Raw genomic sequence first — 18,220 nt, 5'->3', positions numbered from 1 at the left:
GTGCCCGAGACCAGTTGCCGCGCGGTTGTTCGCGACCCGGGGTAGCGTCAACCGCGGCTCCTGCCCCGCTTCGTCCTGCTGTGGGGGCATTGCCGCGTACAAGGAGGTATGTGCATGTCGATCCTCGACCGCAGCCGCTCGGTCGCCCGTCCGGGCTACAGCAAGTGGCTCATCCCGCCGGCCGCGCTCGCGGTGCACCTGTCGATCGGTCAGGTCTACGCGTTCAGCGTCTTCAAGACCTCCCTCGTCGACCACTTCGGCACCTCGCAGACCCCGGTCGCGGCGATCTTCTCGATCGCGATCGTCATGCTCGGCCTGTCCGCCGCGGTGCTCGGCACCTGGGTGGAGCGGGAAGGGCCGCGCAAGGCCATGGTCGCCGCGGCCCTCTGCTGGGGGATCGGCTTCATGGTGGGCTCGCTCGGCATCGCGACCAGCCAGCTCTGGCTGCTGTACCTGGGGTACGGCGTCATCGGCGGCATCGGGCTGGGCATCGGCTACATCTCCCCGGTCTCGACGCTGATGAAGTGGTTCCCGGACCGCCCCGGCCTCGCGACGGGCATGGCCATCATGGGCTTCGGTGGCGGTGCGCTGATCGCCTCGCCGCTGTCCAACAAGCTGCTCGGCACCTTCGACTCCGGCTTCGACGGCAAGACCGGCTCGGTCGCCGACGGCCACGCCCTGACGATGACGTTCCTCGTCCTGGGCGTCGCGTACCTCGTCTTCATGCTGTTCGGCGCCTCGCTCATCCGGGTGCCCCCGGAGTCGACCGACGCCGCGGGCACGAAGACCCCGGCGGGCCAGATGACCGGCCGCAACGGCGCCATGGTTCGCGCGTCGGAAGCCATTCGCACCAAGCAGTTCTGGCTGCTCTGGGTCGTGCTCTTCTGCAACGTCACCGCGGGCATCGGCATCCTCGAGCAGGCTGCGCCGATGATCCAGGACTTCTTCCGCGACGGGAAGACCTCGACCGTCACGGCGGCCGCCGCCGGCGGCTTCGTCGGGGTGCTGTCGCTGGCCAACATGGCGGGTCGGTTCGTCTGGTCGAGCACGTCCGACCTCATCGGGCGCAAGCCGATCTACATGATCTACCTCGGCGTCGGCATCGTGACCTACCTCCTGCTCGCCACCGTCGGCCACACCTCGACCGGGCTGTTCGTCCTGCTGGCGGCCGTCATCCTGTCCTTCTACGGCGGCGGGTTCGCGACGATCCCGGCCTACCTCAAGGACCTGTTCGGCACGTTGGAGGTCGGCGCCATCCACGGCCGGCTGCTCACCGCCTGGTCGGCCGCCGGAGTGGCCGGACCCCTGATCGTCAACGGGTTCCTCGACGCTGCGGGCAAGCCCGGCAGCCTGACCAACGGCGACTACCGCCCGGCGCTGTTCACGATGGTCGGTGTCCTCGTCGTCGGGTTCGTCGCCAACCTCCTGGTGACCGACGTCAGCCGGGACCACTTCGACGCCGGCGCCACGAGCGAGTCCGCTCCTGACGCCCGCGCCTCAGACACCGTCGACGAAGGAGCCCTTCGATGAGCGACACCCGAGCCACCGCCACTGCGGCCTCGACCACCAACCCCCTCGTCGTCACGGCCGCCTGGCTGGTCGTGGGCACGCCGCTCGCGTACGGCCTGTGGCAGACGATCCTCAAGGCTGCCAAGCTCTTCGGCGGCTAGGTTGGGGGCGTGACCGACGCGCCCCACCTGTACCCACCGGACCCCAGCGCCGCCCCGACCGGGCTGGCGTCGGTGCGGCTCTACGACGACGGCGGTATGCCGTGGCAGCCGGTGTCGCAGCGGCTCGCCACGGCGCGCCACCTGGTCCTCGGGATCGTGCTGGTCCCGGTCCTGGTGGTCCTCGTCGTCCTCGCGGTCTTCGTCTGGTCGTGGACCTGGGTGCCCGTGGCTGTCGTGGCCGTTGCCGGAGGCTGGGCGTGGTGGGTGGTCGGCCGGCAGGTGTCGGCGATCAGCTGGGCGGAGGGCGCGGAGGAGCTGGTCGTCCGTCGCGGCCGGTTGTTCCGGTCGGTCGTGTCGGTGCCGTACGGCCGCCTGCAGTACGTCGACGTGCAGTCCGGGCCGCTGGAGCGGCGTTTCGACATGGCGACGGTCGAGCTGCACACGGCCTCGCCCGAGAGCGGTGGCCAGATCCCCGGTCTCCCGACCGCCGAGGCGGAGCGGCTGCGGGAGCGGCTCGCCGCCCGCGGGGAGTCGCAGCGGGCCGGCCTGTGAGCGAGCCGCACCCCGACGCGGTCGAGCGGCCGTGGCAGCACCTGCACCCGTTGTCGCCGCTGCTCCGCGGTGGTCTGGCGTTCGCCGCCGTCGTGGCCTACGTCGTCTCCCAGCAGCTCGACACGCTCTTCGGCGCGGCCGCCGACGACCCGACGCGGGGACACCTCGGCTGGGCTGCGCTGGCCGTCCTGGGAGTCCTGGTGGCGATCATCGCGGGGTCGTGGCTGTCCTGGCGGTTCTCGCGCTACCGCCTCGGCGCCACCCTCATCGAGCTGCGCACCGGGTTCCTGTTCCGCCAGCACCGTCAGGTGCGCTTCGACCGGATCCAGGCCGTGGACGTGGGCCGACCCCTGTTGGCCCGTCTCACGGGGTTGTCCGAGGTGGTGGTGCAGTCGGCCGGGGGCAAGGACTCCCAGCTCAAGCTGTCCTTCCTCGCCGACACGCGCGCCCAGGAGGTCCGCGAACAGCTCATGTCGCTGGCCGGCACCGCCGACACGCCCACGCCCGGCTCGGCCGTCGCCCCTGGCGACGTACCCACCGACGCCGCCGCACCACTCGGACGCCGCGTCGTCCTCGTGCCCAACTCCAGGGTCGTCCAGTCCGTGCTCTACACCGGCCAGAGCCTCTTCCTGGTCCTCGCCGTCCCCGGGTTGGTGGGGTCGCTCATCGCCGGGATCGGGGGCATGGTCGCGTGGCTCGGCCCGGCCACGTTGGCGGTGGGCAGCGGGCAGCTCAAGCGACTGCTGCAGGAGGGCAACTTCGAGCTGCTCCACGGCGGCGACCGGCTGCGGATCCGGCACGGCCTGACCGACCTGCGCGCGACCACGGTGCCGCTGCACCGGATCCAGGCGGTGCAGGCCAGCCAGCCGCTGCCGTGGCGGCTGACGGGGTGGTGGCGGCTGCAGATGAACGTCGCCGGCGCGGGCCGGGGCGAGGACTCGACCGAGACCGTCCTGCTGCCGGTCGGCACCCTCGCGGAGGTCCTCGAGGTCATCGTGCTGGTGCTGCCCGGAACCACCAGGGAGATGGCCGCGGCGGCCCTGCTCGGTGAGGGCGGCGACCACGGCTTCACCACGGCCACCGCACGGGCTCGTCGGCTCGACCCCGTCGGGTGGCGCCGCCTCGGCTACACGGTCGCCCCCGAGGTCCTGGTGACCCGCCGGGGTCGGCTGTGGCGCGGGGCGCAGTTCGTGCCGCACGCCCGCGTGCAGTCGCTCAGGGTGTCGCAGGGGCCCGTGCAGCGCTCGCAGCGGGTGGCCTCGGTGACCCTGGTGTCGACACCAGGGCCGGTGAGCCCGGTCGTGGCGCACCTCGACCTGCCCGAGGCCGAGCGCCTGCTCGAGGAGCAGGTCGTGCGGTCCGGGCTGGCGCGCCGACGCGGCTGACGCGCCATACGGCGGCCCGAGGTCAGCGGCGGGCGGAGGTCAGCGGCGCTCGAGGCGGATGACGAGGGCCTTGGCGACCGGGGTGTTGGACCGCAGGGCCACGTGGTCGGCCGCCATCAGCACGTTGGTCTCGGGGTAGTACGCCGCCGCGCACGACTGGGCGGTGGGGTACGACACGAGGGTGAAGCCCTCCGCCCGGCGCTCGGTGCCCTCGAACTCGCTCACGACATCGACGACCTCGCCCTGGTGGAAGCCGAGCCGGTGCAGGTCCTCGGGACTCACCAGCACGACGCGTCGGTTGCCGCTGATGCCGCGGTAGCGGTCGGCGTGGCCGTAGATCGTCGTGTTGAACTGGTCGTGGCTGCGGATGGTCTGCAGCAGCAGCCGTCCTTCGGGGACCTCGAGCATCGGGACGTCGCGCGCGAGGAACTCGGCCTTCCCCGACGGGGTGTCGAACTCGCGGCTGTCGCGCGGCCTGTGGGGGAGCAGGAAGCCACCCGGCTCGCGGACCCGGCTGTTGTAGTCCTCGAAGTTCGGGACGACCCGGGAGATGTGGTCGCGGACGAGGTCGTTGTCCTCACCCAGCGCACGCCAGTCGACCGAGCCCACGTCGGGCACGAGGCGCTCGGCCAGCCCCGCGACGATGGCGACCTCCGAGCGGCACTGGTCCGACGGGGGATCGAGGCGCCCCTGCGACAGGTGGACCTGGCCCTGGGAGTCCTCGACGGTGACGCCCTGGTGCCCCCGCGGGGTCGCGTCCCGGTCGGTGCGGCCGAGGCAGGGCAGGATCAGCGCCTCGCGCCCGGTGACGGTGTGCGACCGGTTGAGCTTCGTGGAGACGTGCACGGTGAGGTCGCACGCGCGCAGGCCCTCGTGCACCACGGGGGTGTCCGGCGTGGCCATCGAGAAGTTGCCGCCCATGCCGAAGAAGACCCGGACCGACTTGTCCCTCAGGCGCTGGACGGTGGCGACGGCGTCGACACCGTGGTCGGTCGGCGGGGCGAACCCGAACTCCGCCTCGAGCGCGTCGAGGAAGGTCTGCGGCATCTGCTCCCAGATGCCCATGGTGCGGTCGCCCTGGACGTTGGAGTGGCCGCGGACCGGGCACGGTCCGGCCCCCGGCTTGCCGATGTTGCCCTGGAGGAGCAGGACGTTGACGACCTCCTGGATCGAGTTCACCGCGTGCACGTGCTGGGTCAGCCCCATGGCCCAGCAGACGACCGTGGCCCTCGACTCGACGAAACGCTGGGCCAGCGCCTCGATCTCCGAGCGCTGCAGGCCGGTGGCGAGCTGCGTTGCGTCCCAGTCGATCTCGTGGACCGCAGCGGCGTACTCGTCGTACCCGGCGGTGTGCGACTCGACGAACGCCCGGTCGAGGACGGTCCCGGGCGCGGACTCCTCGGCCCGCACGAGCAGGTGGCCGACGGCGCGGAAGAGCGCGTGGTCGCCCCCGAGCCGGATCTGGAGGAAGTCGTCGGCCAGGGCCGTGCCCGGGCCGATCATGCCGCGCGGCGTCTGGGGGTTCTTGAACCGGATCAGGCCCGCCTCGGGCAGCGGGTTGACCGCGACGATGACGGCACCGTTCTTCTTCGCGTTCTCGAGGTGGGTGAGCATGCGCGGGGCGTTCGTGCCGGGGTTCTGCCCGGCGATCACGATGAGCTCGGCCTGCTCGAGGCTCTCCAGGGTCACCGCGCCCTTGCCGATGCCGATCTGCTCGCTCATCGCCGTGCCCGAGGACTCGTGGCACATGTTGGAGCAGTCGGGGAGGTTGTTGGTGCCGTATGCGCGGACCATGAGCTGGTAGAGGAACGCGGCCTCGTTGCTCGTGCGGCCGGACGTGTAGAACACGGCGTCGTCCGGGGTCGGCAGGGCCTTGAGGTGGCGGGCCACGAGCTCGTTGGCGGCGTCCCAGGAGATGGGCTCGTAGTGGGTCCCGCCCGCGCGCAGGTACATCGGCTCGGTGAGCCGGCCCTGCTGCCCGAGCCACCACTCGCTCTGCTCGTCGAGCGCTGCGACGGGGTGCTTCGCGAAGAACTCGCGGTCGACGCGCCGCTTGGTCGCCTCCCAGGCCACCGCCTTGGCCCCCGACTCGCAGAACTCGGCCACGTGCCGGTCGCCGGTCTCGGGGTCTGGCCAGGCGCAGGACGGGCAGTCGAAGCCCTGGTCCTGGTTGAGCCGCCCGAAGACCCGTGCCGTCCGCGGCAGCCCCATCTGCTCGACGCCGTGTCGGAACGAGTTGACCACCGCCGGCAGCCCAGCCGCCCACTGCTTGGGCTGGTGCGCCTCGGCCGCCCCCGTCGGGTCGGCGGTGGCCAGGGGGTCGGTGCTGGTGAGGTCGCTGGGGGTGGCCATACGGCGACCCTAACCCGGCTCCGGCGCGCCCGCGCCGTGGGCGGGCAGGCGGTCGCGCGGGGCACGACGGCGTCCAGATCGCGGCTGATCTGCGACGATTCTGTGGAGTTGGTTGCGCAAACGGCCCGGACAGAGTGGACTGTGCGCCACAGTCCCCGACCACCGAGGTCGACGACGAGAAACAGGAGAAGGCACGTGAGCACGTCCGCACAGGCGGCGCCGCACGGTGGGGCCGACCGTCTGGGGTTCACCGCAGGTCAGGTGATCCAGGAATTCGGCTACGACACGGACGTCGACGACGACCTCCGCTTCGCCATCGAGGACCTCACCGGCACCGAGCTGGAGGACGAGGACTACGGCGACGTGGCCGACTCCGTCCTCATCTGGTGGCGCGAGGACGACGGCGACCTCGTCGACGCAGTCGTCGACGCCCTGACCAACCTGGCCGACGGTGCCTTCATCGTCATCCTCACCCCCAAGGCGGGCCGTCCCGGCCACGTCCAGGCCAGCGACATCGAGGAGGCGGCCACCACCGGCGGCCTCCACACGTCCGGCACGGTCAACGCCTGCGAGGACTGGACCGCGACCCGGCTCGTCGCCCCCAAGTCGGCCCGGCGCTGAGTTGGCTGGCAGACTGCCAGCCATGACCTCACCGCTCGCTGTCGGCGACATCGCCCCCGACTTCACCCTCAAGGACCAGAACGGCCAGGACGTCACGCTGTCCTCGTTCCGCGGCGACAAGTTCGTCGTCGTGGTCTTCTACCCGTTCGCCTTCTCCGGGATCTGCACCGGCGAGCTCTGCGAGATCCGCGACAACCTCGGCGCCTTCGTCTCCGACGACGTCCAGGTGCTCGGCATCTCGACCGACCACATGTTCACCCAGCGCGCCTGGGCCGACAAGGAGGGGTACTTCTTCCCCCTCCTGTCCGACTTCTGGCCGCACGGGGCCGTCGCGCAGTCCTTCGGCGTCCTGCACGAGGGTGCCGGCGCCGCCGTCCGCGGGACCTTCCTGATCGACCGCGAGGGCGTCGTCCGCTGGTCCCTGGTCAACGAGATCGGCCAGGCGCGCGACTTCACCGGCTACCACGAGGCGCTGCGCGAGCTCGCCTGAGCGCGGGGGCAGGGTCCTCCCGGCGCCCCGACGACGACAGGGCCGGTATGCCGCGTGTGCGGCATACCGGCCCTGGTTCGTTCGGTGCTGGTTACTTCTTCGGCGGGGTCACCATGAGCCGCGCCATCTGGTTGTTCTGCATCGTCATCGCGACGGTGATGGTCGTGCCGTAGCCGACCTTCGAGTCCGCCGGGTTGCCGGTGCCGAGCCCGTCGCCGTACTGCGCCGGGAGGAGCTTGCCGTTCTTGTCCACGATCTTGACGGTGTACGGCGAGTTGCCCTTGGAGGGGACGACCACCGAGGCGTCAGCGTCGCGGTAGAAGTACGGGTTCTTCGCGTCCAGGTCGGGGCGGTACTCGATACCGGGGTACCAGCCCTTGTTGTCCGTGAAGGTCCGCACCGCGGCCTGCTTCGGGTAGGTGTTGCAGGCGGTCTTGGTGACCGCGTCGTTCGTCACGCACTCCTTGAAGGGGTAGGTCCCCACGAGGCCGAACGCGGCGTTGGACGACTGCGGGCGCGACGGCAGGTTCTTCAGCAGCGTCGGGTCGAGCGCTGCCGCGGCGCCGGTGCGGCGCAGCGGGTCGAAGTGGCTGTCGACGATCAGCAGGCCGCCCTTGGTGCCCTCGCTCGGGAGGTCCGAGAGGTTGTTGAGCACGTGGTTGGCGTTGCCGTACGTGGTGTCGCGGTACCAGATGAGGGCACCGGGAGCGTTGTACTTGATCTTCTCGACGTTCCACGCGCCCTTGGCCTGGTAGGTCGTGTCGTAGCCGTACTGCAGGCCCTTGTCGAACCCGTCGAAGTTGCGCCACTCGACCAGGTAGTACTGCGCCTTGGTCTGCGTGCCGGTGTCGAGGATCCAGCCGGCACCGGTGGTGTCGACGTGCGTGCCGACCTTGGCGGTCCAGCCGTTGTTGGCCTCGGCGTTGTCGCTCCAGACCGTGCTCGCACCGTTGGTGAGCGAGAGGTCGTCGACGAACCAGCCACGGTCCTCGAAGGCGGCGTCGGTGGCGTAGTGCAGGCGGACCTGGATGGTCTTGCCGGCATAGGGCGTGACCTTCGCGTAGTGGTGCTCCCAGCCGTCGGTGGCCCCGGTGAGTCCGTACTTCTTGTTGCCGAAGGTCTTGAGGTTGCCGTTCGGGTCGGCGTAGGTGTCGGACGTGCTGACCTCGGCGCCCGTGGTGTCGTAGACCTTCTGCTCGGTCCACGTGGCGCCACCGTCGGTCGAGACCTCGACGAAGCCGAAGTCCCAGTCCTCCTCGATGGAGTAGTTGTTCCACATCCAGAACTTCGCGTCGGTCGAGCCCGCCGGGACGCGGACCGTGCGGGTCAGGGTGTTGTCGGCCCACGACTGGTCGCTGCTGGAGAACCACATCTTCGCGCCGCCGTGCGGGGTCGCGAGGGTGATGGTCTTGTTCGGCAGGTTGACCTTGAGGCCGTCCTGCGTGCCGCGCGGCGTGCGCGACGACTGGCCGACGAGGACGGACTGACGCGGGTCACCGGGGTTGATGACCTTCGGGTCGGCCCAGCCGAGGACGTACTTGTCCCAGATGCCCATGTGCGTCGGCATCGACTGGAAGATCGGGCCCGAGTGCGAGCCGGAGCTCATCAGGTCCCAGAAGTCGACGTCGGAGTCGCCGCCGCTGGCGGTGTCGTAGAGGTCCGGCAGACCGAGGTCGTGACCGTACTCGTGGGCGAACACACCGACGCCGGAGTCCTCCGGCTGCACGATGTAGTTGCTCAGCTTGAGGTTGGTCCCGGGAACGGGAGCGCCACCGGCGACGGCCGACGAGTGCGCCCAGATGGCGTAGGTGCCCTGGGCACCGCCACCACCGGACTTGTCCGAGCCGGCGTGGACGAGCACGACGTGGTCGATGACGCCGTCCGGCTCGTTGAAGTTGCCGTCACCGTCGACGTCGCCCTGGTCCTCGAGGTCGTAGTCGGCCCAGGGGAAGTTCGGCTGGGCCTTGGCGAGGGCCGCCACGGCGTCGATGGGCAGCTGGCCGGCGCCGAGCGGGTTGCTCGGGTGACCCTGCATGTCCTGGATCGCGTCGTAGGTCCAGACGCCGTTCTCGTCCTGGTGGCACCGGGTGGCGCCGTAGTAGGCCTCCGAGTGCGGCACCGTGATCCACGGGGTCGCAGCACCGTCGACGGTGTACGCGCCCTTGGACATCTCCTCGTACATGTTCTTCATCGTGTAGCCGGAGATGTCGAAGCCGGGCTTGCCGTCAGGGCCCTTGAGGTCGGTGCGCACGCGCTGGGTGATGCCGGTCTTGGTGTAGAGCATCGTGTTGTAGTGCGCGGACGAGAAGTCCTTGACCCACATGGAGTTGTTGTCGAGCAGCGGGGCGCTCGCCGGGTTGGGGATGGTGTTGTGCTTCGGGCCGTTCTGCACGGAGCCCAGCTTGCAGGTGTCCGAGCCGAACTCGCTCGGGACCATCGACGTGCGGAAGTCGTCGTTCGCCTTGTCGTTGAACTCGACGAGGATCGTGAGCAGCTTGGCCTCCTGCATGGCAGGGGCCTGCTTGAACTTGCTCTTGATCGCCGCGGGGCTCTGGCCGGTGCGCAGCGACTGCGCCTCGATCTTCGCCAGGCCGCGTGCGGCGACCGGGTTCCCCTTGGCGTGCTTGGCGTCGTACTTCTTGGCCTTCTCCAGGACGGCGGCCTGGCGGGCCAGCACCTTCTTGTCCTTGGTGACCCGGGTGTCGGTGCCGAAGGCTTGCTCGGCCCGGGGGGCCACGGTGTTCAGGTAGGTGCTGCCTCCTGCGGCGGCACTGGGACTGGCCGGCGCGGGTGCGGGGGCGGCCGACGAGGTGCCCGCTGCGCCGACAGCCGCGAGGCTGGTGGCGACGAGCGCGAACGTCGGAACCACCGCGGCGGCCCGGAGAGCACGCCCCGTGATCCTGCGATGAGTCATTTTTCCTCCATGTTCTGACCCGGCCGCGGAGTAGCCGGGTTCAGGGACCTCTCTCTGCGAGAGACCACAATGAGGGGCATCTTGCACCGCGTGGGGGCCTTTGGGAAGGAAAATCACCACATCCCGCCCCGCCTGCCGAAATTTCCCTCGCACCCCTGCCCACCTGACACAATGGCGCCGCGCGGTTCGGCTGGGTCGACCGTGCGGAGGGCCTGTAGCTCAGTTGGTAGAGCACCGCGTTTACACCGCGGGTGTCGTCGGTTCGAGCCCGGCCGGGCCCACGTGCACCCCACCCTCGCCGACGCCGTCCACGCCCTCGAGGGCTTCTACCCGCCGTCCACGGCGCAGTCGTGGGACCAGGTCGGCCTGGTGTCCGGCGACCTCGAGCAGCCGGTGTCGCGGGTCCTGTTCGCCGTCGACCCCACGCTGGCGGTCATCGACGAGGCGCGCGAGCTCGGCGCCGACCTCCTGGTCACCCACCACCCGCTGCTGCTCAGGGGCATCCACAGCGTGGCGACCTCGACGGCCAAGGGGGCGAGCGTCACGGCCCTGGTCGTGCACGACATCGCGCTGTACGTCGCCCACACCAACGCCGACGTCGCCGAGCCCGGCGTCAACGACGCGCTGGTGGACGCCTGCGGGCTCACCGACGTGGAGCCGCTGGCCGTGGTCGAGGGGCAGCCCCTCGGCCGGGTCGGCAGCCTCCCCGCCCCGAACACCTTGGCCGAGTTCACCACCGCCCTGTATGCCGCCCTGCCGCCCTCGGCGGGGGGCGTCCGGGTGGCGGGTCCACCCGGAGCCAGGGTCCAGCGTGTCGCCGTGATGGGCGGCGCGGGGGACGACATGTTCGACCACGTCAGGGCTGCGGGAGCCGACGTCTTCGTCACTGCGGACCTGCGCCACCACCCCGTGCTGGAGGCGCGCGAGGAGGCCCGCGGCGGCACGCCATACCTGGTGGACGCGGGGCACTGGGCGACCGAGTCCCTGTGGCTCACCGAGGCCGCGCGGCGGCTGGAGGCGGCGCTTGCGGACGGGGACCCGTCGGCCTCTAGAGTGGAGACTCACATTTCCACACTGCGCACCGACCCGTGGACCTTCGTCGTCGGTGCCGAGCCGCCCGGAGGTACGTCCTGAAAGCCGACCCGTCCCGTCAGTGGAGGCTCCTGGACCTGCAGGCGATCGACACCCGTCTCGACCAGATCGCCCACGCGACCAAGAACCTGCCGCAGCGAGCCCAGCTCGCCGAGCTCGAGCGGCGCGCAGCGGCCCTCGACTCCGACCTCGTCCGTGCCCAGACGGCCCTGGGCGACGTGCAGCGCGAGGTGGCCAAGGCCGACACCGACGTGCAGCTGGTGCGTGACCGTGCAGCGCGCAACCGGGCGCGGCTCGACGCCGGTACCGGCACCGCCAAGGACCTGCAGGCGCTCCAGCACGAGCTCGACTCCCTGAACCGGCGCCAGGCCGAGCTCGAGGACGTCGAGATCGAGGTCATGGAGCGTGCCGAGGCCGCCGAGGCCGCCGTGGCCCGGCTCGAGGCGGAGCGGGCGGCCCTCGCGACCGAGCTCGAGGCGGCCTCCGCAGCCAAGGACGACGCCCTCAAGGACTTCGAGGCCGAGGCCGCCAAGGTCTCCGCCCCCCGGGCCGACACCGTCGCAGGCGTGGGCGCCGACCTGGTCGCGCTCTACGAGAAGATCCGCACCCAGACCGGCGGCCTGGCCGCAGCGGCCCTGCGCCAGCGACGCTGCGGTGGTTGCCAGCTCGAGCTCAACAACGTCGAGATGAACCGCATCAAGGCCGCCCCGGACGACGAGGTGCTGCGCTGCGAGGAGTGCCGCAGGATCCTGGTCCGCACGTCCGAGTCCGGCCTCTGACCGGTGGGTCGTCAGCTCGTCGTCGAAGCCGACGGCGGCTCCCGGGGCAACCCCGGGGTCGCCGGCTACGGTGCCCTCGTCCGTGACCGCGCCAGCGGCACGGTCCTCTGGGAGGGCGCTGCGCCGCTGGGCAAGGAGTCCAACAACGTCGCGGAGTACTCCGGCCTGATCGCCGGGCTGCGGGCCGCCCAACGCATCGACCCCAGCGCCCACGTCGAGGCGCGCATGGACTCCAAGCTCGTCGTCGAGCAGATGTCGGGCCGCTGGAAGATCAAGCACGAGGACATGCGGCGACTGGCCCTCGAGGCCCGCGAGCTGGCCGCGCTCATCAGCCGCGGTGGTGGCTCGGTGTCCTACACGTGGATCCCCCGTGAGAAGAACAAGGACGCGGACGCCCTGTCCAACGACGGCATGGACGGTCGCACCATCGACCGGATGCTGGGCGACGCGGCCGTGGCAGAGCGGGACACGTCGGCCGACGAGCTCGTCGAGGAGATCATCGACCCCAACCCCGCCTCCACGACACTGCCGCCGGCTGCTGACCGGGGGACCCCCACCCGCCTCGTGCTGGTGCGCCACGGCGTCACCGACTTCACCGTGCACGCCCAGCTCGACGGCCGGGGCGGCGCGGACCCCTCCCTCAACGAGACCGGTCGCGCCCAGGCGCGAGCCGCCGGCGCCGCCGTCGCCCACCTCCTGGGGGGCGCCGACGCACGGGTCGTCACGTCGTCGCTGGCCCGCGCCGTCCAGACGGGTGCCGCGGTCGCCGCGACCCTCGGCGTCGACGCCGAGCAGGACGAGGACTGGGACGAGCAGGACTTCGGCGACTGGGACGGCGTCAGCGTCCACGACCTCGCCCGAGAGCAGGCCGACGAGCTGGACCGCATGCGCAGCGACGCGGCATACGCCCGTCCGGGCGGGGAGACCCACCTGGAGCTGGCCGAGCGCGTCCTCGCCGCGTACGAGCGCGTGGTCGCCGCGGGCGGCACGACCGTCGTGGTCTGCCACCGCAAGCCGATCATGGTCGTCCTCGCGCACGTGCTGGGCATCCCGCACGACCGGATCTGGCGGCTCGCCGCGGCACCGGGCTCGCTCACAGCGCTCGAGGTCTGGCCGGACGGCAACGTCTCGGTCGCGTTCACCAACCGCACCTGAGCGGACGGACGACCCGCCCACGATGTGGCCGGGTCGTCTCGCCATGTGGCGGTCCGTCCTACGCTGGGGACATGAGCTACGCAGGAGACGTCGCCCCCCAGGATGCGTATGCCGCGCTGGCGGCCGACGAGGACGCGGTCCTCGTCGACGTGCGCACCAGCGCCGAGTGGAACTACGTCGGGCTGCCCGACCTCACCGGGCTGGGCAAGAAGGTCATCTGCGTGGAGTGGCAACGCTTTCCGGACGGGGCGGTGAACGGCGACTTCGTCGAGCAGCTGCGCGATGCGGGCCTGCCCGACGGTGCCCCGATCTACTTCCTGTGCCGCTCCGGCGTGCGTTCGGTGGCCGCGGCGGAGGCTGCCACCGGGGCCGGCCTGGAGCCGTCCTACAACGTCACGGAGGGCTTCGAGGGGCCGCACGACGACCAGGGACACCGCTCGGTCTCCGGCTGGAAGAACTCGGGACTGCCGTGGAGGCAGGGATGACCGAGGGGCACTCGTTCCGACCGGACACGGTCGCGGTGCGGGGAGGCCTGTCCCGCAGCAACTTCGACGAGACGTCCGAGGCGCTGTACCTCACGTCGGGCTTCGTCTACGAGAGCGCCGAGCAGGCCGAGGCGGCGTTCAAGGACGAGGTCGACCACTTCATCTACTCGCGCTACGGCAACCCGACCGTGTCGATGTTCGAGGAGCGGCTGCGCCAGCTCGAGGGTGCCGAGGCCTGCTTCGCGACCGCGTCCGGCATGTCGGCCGTGTTCGTCTCCCTGGCTGCTCTGCTCGGACAGGGCGACCGCGTGGTGTCCTCGCGCGGCCTGTTCGGCTCGTGCTTCGTCATCCTCGACGAGATCCTGCCCCGGTGGGGCGTCGAGACGGTCTTCGTCGACGGGCCGGACCTCGACCAGTGGCGCGAGGCCCTGTCCGTGCCGACGCAGGCGGTCTTCTTCGAGACCCCGAGCAACCCGATGCAGGAGCTCGTCGACATGCGGGCCGTGTCGGACCTCGCCCACGCGGCAGGGGCCAAGGTCGTCGTCGACAACGTCTTCGGCACGCCGGTGTTCTCCCGACCGCTCGACCACGGTGCCGACGTCGTCGTGTACTCGGCGACCAAGCACATCGACGGCCAGGGCCGGACCCTCGGCGGGGCCGTGCTCGGCACGTCCGAGTTCGTCGACGGGCCGGTGAAGAACCTCATGCGGCACACCGGACCGGCGATGTCGCCGTTCAACGCGTGGGTCCTGGTCAAGGGCCTGGAGACGCTGAGCCTGAGGGTGCGCCAGCAGGCGGCCAACGCCCTCGCCGTCGCGGAGGCCCTGGAGGCCCACCCGTCGGTGACGAAGGTGCTCTACCCGTGGCTGCCGTCGCACCCCCAGCACGAGCTGGCGCAGCGGCAGATGCTCGGCGGCGGCACCGTGGTGACGTTCGAGCTCGACGGGGGCAAGGCCGAGGCGTTCGCGCTGATGAACGCGCTGCAGGTCGTCGACATCAGCAACAACCTCGGTGACGCGAAGTCGATGGTCACGCACCCGGCGACGACGACCCACCGCAGGCTCACGCCCGAGGCGCGCGCGGCCGTCGGCATCACCGACGGCACGGTCCGCATCTCGGTCGGTCTGGAGGACCCCCAGGACGTCATCGAGGACCTGCTCCGCGGCCTGCCGGGCTGACGGGCGACACGCACGACGTGCCGCGCCTCGGGTCAGCCGGCGACGGCGAGCGCAGCCACGGACAGGCCGCCTGCGACCACGGCGCAGGCCAGGCCCTGGGCCGCCAGCCGCCACGGGTTGACGGTCAGCCCGCGAGCCCGGCAGCGCTGGGCCCACAGCAGCGTCGCCAGGGACGCCCACGGCGTCACCAGGGGCGCCACGTTGACCCCGATGAGCAGGGCCATCAGCCGTTGTGGCGCGTCGGCCGTGACCGACTCCAGGGCGATGTAGGCCGGGAGGTTGTTGGCCACGTTGGCGGTGAGGGCGCCGCTGCCGGCCACCCGCGCCAGGGCAGCCGCGTCGGTGCCCGTGCCCGTCAGGGACTCCAGCACCGGCTGCAACCCGTGGCGCAGCGCCACGTCGATGACCACGAAGAGCACCGCGACGCCCAGGGCCATCTGCCACGGGAGGGCCAGCCGGCGCAGCAACGGACGGTCCCGCAGGGCGACCAGCACCAGCAGGACGGCGGCGGCCACGGAGGAGACCCAGGCGGGGGAGAGGCCGAGGGCGAAGAGCGGGCCCACGGCGAGGCAGACCCCGCCGGCGACGCGGAGCATGACCGCGTCGTGCGGCTCCGGCGGCGCGTCGGGCTCGTAACGACCGCGCAGGTCCCTGCGATGGAAGACCCACAGCACGAGCAGCGTGCCGACGACCGCGGCCAGCGCCGGGGCGGCGGCCAGGCGGACGTACCCGGCGTGACCGACCCCCAGTTCGTCGAAGTGGTGCAGCGACAGCAGGTTCGAGAGGTTGGAGACGGGTAGCAGCATGCTGGCCGTGTTGGCTAGCCAGAGGGTCGTCATCGCGAACGGCAGGGGCGAGATGCCCAGCTGCGCCGCGATGGCGAGCCCGACCGGTGTCAGCAGGACGGCGGTGGTGTCGAGGCTGAGGAAGACCGTGCAGACCACCGCGAGAAGGACGAACAGCAACCACAGCAGGGGTACTCGGTGCCGACCGGCCCGCGACGTCCAGTGCCCAGCGACGTCGAACACGCCTGCGGCGTCGGCGATCTCGGCCACGACGGTGATCGCGACGAAGAAGATCAGGACCGGGGCGACACGGGCGACGAGGTCGGCGAGCTCGGTGCCGTTCACGCGGTGGTCGTCGAGGTCAGGGCGCGGGCCGTCGCGTCGAGCACCCACGGCCGACCGGGCCGCTCGGGCGGGGTCAGCGCGACCTCGAAGGCGTCGTCGAGGACGTCGAGCAGCTGGGGGACCCTGCGCACGTCCCGGCCCACCTGGCACAGGTGCCGGGTGACCAGGCCCCTGGTGTGCTTGGCCATGTGCGTGGCACCCGGGACGCGCACCTGCACCCAGCGGTCGGCGAGGGCGCCCTGCGGAGTCCACGCCGCGGCATACGTGCTGGAGCGACAGTCGACCACGAGCCCACGTCCGGCGAGCTCGGGCAGCACCTGCGCGAGCTCGGGCTTCCACGCGCCGGCGAGGGGGCCGATTCCCGGCAGGTTCACCGCCATCGAGAGCCGGTACGGCGCGATGGCGTCGGTGGGGCGCACCGCACCGTAGAGGGCCGAGACGACGACGACCCACCGGTTCGCCCGGCGCTTGGCCGCCGGGTCGAGGGAGGCGTGGCCGAGGGCGTCGTAGAGGACCCCGGAGTAGACGCGAGACGCGGGCAGGGACGGTGCGCTGTCGAGCACCGTGTTGCGGGCGATCTCGGCGGTGAGGTTGGGGCTGACGCCGAGGACCTCCGCAGCAGAGGGGTGGGCGCTCACCTTGGCCACCGCGTCGAGGACGGCGCGTCGGGTGTCGGTCAGCTCGGGGAAGCTCAGGGTCCCGGGGTCGACCGGGCGGCCGCGGGACCGGCCCGTCTTGGACTCCGAGGGAGGGAGCAGGATCAGCACGGGGCAAGCCTAGGTCCGGCCTCCGACGGGTGCCGCGTCGGTCCGCTGGATAGGTTGGCGGCATGCCCCAACGACGTATCCAGGTCGAGAAGCCGGTGGCCGCGAAGGCCGTGGCCCAGTCCGCCGAGCTCCAGGCCCGGTTCGACGCGGTGCGCGCCGAGAACGCGGTGCCGAAGGAGTTCCCGCCGCAGGTCCAGGCTGAGGCCGAGCAGGTCGCTACCGCCCCGGACCTGCCCGAGCGGGACGAGACCGCGGTCGCCTTCTGCACCATCGACCCGCCCGGGTCGATGGACCTCGACCAGGCCCTGCACATCGAGCGCGACGGCGACGGCTACCGCGTCCGGTACGCCATCGCCGACGTCCCGGCGTTCGTCCGGGCGGGGGGCGCCATCGACGCCGAGACGCGCCGACGTGGGCAGACGATCTACGCGCCGGACCACCGCACCCCGCTGCACCCCCCGGTGGTGAGCGAGGGTGCCGCGAGCCTGCTCCCCGACCAGGTGCGACCGGCGTTCGTGTGGGACCTGCGGCTCGGCGCCGACGGCACGACCAGCTCGACCAGCCTCTACCGCGCGATGGTCCGCAGCACCGACCGCTACGACTACGACCACGTCCAGCAGGCCGTCGACGCCGGCGGCGCCGACGAGCGCCTGGAGCTGCTCAAGGAGGTGGGCACACGCCGCCTCGAGCTCGAGCGCCAGCGGGGCGGTGCGAGCCTGCCCATGCCCGAGCAGGAGGTCACCGAGGACGCGAACGGCCACTACCGCACCCACTTCCGCCCGCCGCTGGCGGCGGAGGACTGGAACGCCCAGATCTCCTTGATGACCGGTATGGCGGCTGCTGACCTGATGCTCGGCGCGAAGGTGGGGATCCTGCGCACCATGCCCGCCCCGGACGACGGCGCGGTCGCCCGTTTCCGGCACGCCAGCCGGGCGCTCGGCGTCGAGTGGCGCAAGGACGTGCCGTACGGCGAGTTCCTGCGCACGCTGGACCGCACCGACCCCCGGCACCTCGCCCTGATCCACGAGGCGACCGCCCTGTTCCGCGGCGCCGGCTACACGCCGTTCGACGGGACGGTCCCCGCGGACCCGCAGCACTCGGCCGTGGCTGCCGCCTACGCCCACGTCACCGCGCCCCTGCGTCGGCTCGTCGACCGGTTCGGCCTGGCCATCTGCGAGGCGATCAGCGCCGGGACCGAGGTGCCCGGTTGGGCGCGCGAGGCGCTCGCGTCACTGCCGGAGGTGATGGCGGCCTCGGACAAGGTGGCCGGTGCCGTCGAACGCGGGTGCGCGGATGCCGTCGAGGCAGCCTCGCTCGAGGACCGTGTGGGTGAGGTGTTCGACGCGATGGTCGTCGACCAGCGGGACAAGGGCCGGCTGGTGGTTCAGGTCGACGAGCCCGCGGTCCTCGCGAACGCGACGGGCGACCACGCCCTCGGCACCCGCGTGAAGATCAGGCTGACCGAGGCGAACATCAGCACCAGCACGGTGAGGTTCGACATCGTCGGCTGAGTCGGCCAGCTCGCCGGGCGAACCACCAGGCCTAGACCGTTGCCGGTCGACGGGGTGTCGGTGGGAGCCGCGCAGGGCCCGGGGGACGAGTCCCCGGACGTGGCGCTCGTCGCGCTCCCTGCGGAGGTCGTCCCGGTGG

Annotated in this window: 16 protein-coding genes and 1 tRNA gene; 13 read left to right on the top strand and 4 right to left on the bottom strand. The window is 71.5% G+C overall.

The features are described 5' to 3' along the window. Positions 1–114: 114 nt before the first annotated feature. The 4 genes from ASC58_RS15250 to ASC58_RS15240 are packed head-to-tail and all read left to right on the top strand — an operon-like array spanning position 115 to position 3,607. Complete coding sequence (locus ASC58_RS15250) at positions 115–1,530, top strand: OFA family MFS transporter (RefSeq protein WP_200947841.1); 1,416 nt, start codon at positions 115–117, stop codon at positions 1,528–1,530. After that, positions 1,527–1,670: an oxalate:formate antiporter gene (locus ASC58_RS21135; RefSeq protein ID WP_157598545.1), complete on the top strand. Its 144-nt coding sequence runs from the start codon at positions 1,527–1,529 to the stop codon at positions 1,668–1,670. The genes ASC58_RS15250 and ASC58_RS21135 overlap by 4 nt, the downstream gene beginning before the upstream one ends. Positions 1,671–1,679: 9 nt before the next feature. Next, a complete protein-coding gene (locus ASC58_RS15245) occupies positions 1,680–2,222 on the top strand; it encodes a PH domain-containing protein (protein WP_235529263.1) in 543 nt (180 codons plus the stop codon). Continuing rightward, positions 2,219–3,607, top strand: a complete 1,389-nt coding sequence (locus tag ASC58_RS15240; RefSeq protein WP_056919910.1) for a PH domain-containing protein — start codon at positions 2,219–2,221, stop codon at positions 3,605–3,607. The genes ASC58_RS15245 and ASC58_RS15240 overlap by 4 nt, the downstream gene beginning before the upstream one ends. A 39-nt stretch (positions 3,608–3,646) precedes the next feature. Here ASC58_RS15240 and ASC58_RS15235 read toward each other — a convergent pair whose 3' ends face one another. Then, complete coding sequence (locus ASC58_RS15235) at positions 3,647–5,959, bottom strand: FdhF/YdeP family oxidoreductase (RefSeq protein WP_082553363.1); 2,313 nt, start codon at positions 5,957–5,959, stop codon at positions 3,647–3,649. 195 nt (positions 5,960–6,154) lie between these two features. On the opposite strand from ASC58_RS15235, the gene ASC58_RS15230 reads away from it, so the two are divergent. Both ASC58_RS15230 and ASC58_RS15225 read left to right on the top strand, forming a co-directional pair. Then, the gene (locus ASC58_RS15230) at positions 6,155–6,580 is read left to right on the top strand and encodes a DUF3052 domain-containing protein (protein WP_056917592.1); all 426 of its coding nucleotides are present in this window, start codon (positions 6,155–6,157) and stop codon (positions 6,578–6,580) included. 22 nt (positions 6,581–6,602) lie between these two features. Next, positions 6,603–7,070: a peroxiredoxin gene (locus tag ASC58_RS15225; RefSeq protein ID WP_056917591.1), complete on the top strand. Its 468-nt coding sequence runs from the start codon at positions 6,603–6,605 to the stop codon at positions 7,068–7,070. 91 nt (positions 7,071–7,161) lie between these two features. Here ASC58_RS15225 and ASC58_RS15220 read toward each other — a convergent pair whose 3' ends face one another. Then, positions 7,162–9,984: an immune inhibitor A domain-containing protein gene (locus tag ASC58_RS15220; protein WP_056919909.1), complete on the bottom strand. Its 2,823-nt coding sequence runs from the start codon at positions 9,982–9,984 to the stop codon at positions 7,162–7,164. Positions 9,985–10,192: 208 nt separating this feature from the next. Between ASC58_RS15220 and ASC58_RS15215 the strand changes: the two genes are divergently transcribed. From ASC58_RS15215 to ASC58_RS15190, 6 genes are all read left to right on the top strand, one after another. Further along, a tRNA-Val gene (locus tag ASC58_RS15215) sits at positions 10,193–10,265 on the top strand. A 1-nt stretch (position 10,266) separates the two neighbouring features. Continuing rightward, entirely contained in the window at positions 10,267–11,118 is an 852-nt protein-coding gene (locus tag ASC58_RS15210) for a Nif3-like dinuclear metal center hexameric protein (RefSeq protein ID WP_056920110.1), read from the top strand. Then, positions 11,073–11,855 carry a zinc ribbon domain-containing protein gene (locus ASC58_RS15205; protein WP_369796245.1) on the top strand — a complete coding sequence of 261 codons (783 nt, stop codon included), beginning with the start codon at positions 11,073–11,075 and terminating at the stop codon, positions 11,853–11,855. Before ASC58_RS15210 ends, ASC58_RS15205 begins: the two co-directional genes overlap by 46 nt. A gap of 3 nt (positions 11,856–11,858) precedes the next feature. Continuing rightward, positions 11,859–13,010 (top strand): bifunctional RNase H/acid phosphatase, encoded by a 1,152-nt coding sequence (locus ASC58_RS15200; RefSeq protein WP_056919908.1) that lies wholly within the window; start codon positions 11,859–11,861, stop codon positions 13,008–13,010. A 71-nt stretch (positions 13,011–13,081) separates the two neighbouring features. Beyond that, positions 13,082–13,495 (top strand): rhodanese-like domain-containing protein, encoded by a 414-nt coding sequence (locus tag ASC58_RS15195; protein ID WP_056917588.1) that lies wholly within the window; start codon positions 13,082–13,084, stop codon positions 13,493–13,495. Continuing rightward, a complete protein-coding gene (locus ASC58_RS15190; protein ID WP_056919907.1) occupies positions 13,492–14,673 on the top strand; it encodes an O-succinylhomoserine sulfhydrylase in 1,182 nt (393 codons plus the stop codon). Before ASC58_RS15195 ends, ASC58_RS15190 begins: the two co-directional genes overlap by 4 nt. A 32-nt stretch (positions 14,674–14,705) precedes the next feature. On the opposite strand, the gene ASC58_RS21410 is transcribed toward ASC58_RS15190, so the two are convergent. Next, positions 14,706–15,803 (bottom strand): SLC13 family permease, encoded by a 1,098-nt coding sequence (locus tag ASC58_RS21410; protein ID WP_056920109.1) that lies wholly within the window; start codon positions 15,801–15,803, stop codon positions 14,706–14,708. Next, the gene (locus tag ASC58_RS21405; protein WP_056919906.1) at positions 15,800–16,570 is read right to left on the bottom strand and encodes a YaaA family protein; all 771 of its coding nucleotides are present in this window, start codon (positions 16,568–16,570) and stop codon (positions 15,800–15,802) included. Before ASC58_RS21405 ends, ASC58_RS21410 begins: the two co-directional genes overlap by 4 nt. A 62-nt stretch (positions 16,571–16,632) precedes the next feature. Between ASC58_RS21405 and ASC58_RS15175 the strand changes: the two genes are divergently transcribed. Next, positions 16,633–18,081 (top strand): RNB domain-containing ribonuclease, encoded by a 1,449-nt coding sequence (locus ASC58_RS15175; RefSeq protein ID WP_056919905.1) that lies wholly within the window; start codon positions 16,633–16,635, stop codon positions 18,079–18,081. Positions 18,082–18,220: the final 139 nt, after the last annotated feature.

The sequence above is a fragment of the Phycicoccus sp. Root101 genome (assembly GCF_001426245.1).
Classification (GTDB): Bacteria; Actinomycetota; Actinomycetes; order Actinomycetales; family Dermatophilaceae; genus Pedococcus.
Note: the sequence above shows the minus strand (reverse complement) of the source record. Positions and strands in the feature narration are given on the sequence as shown.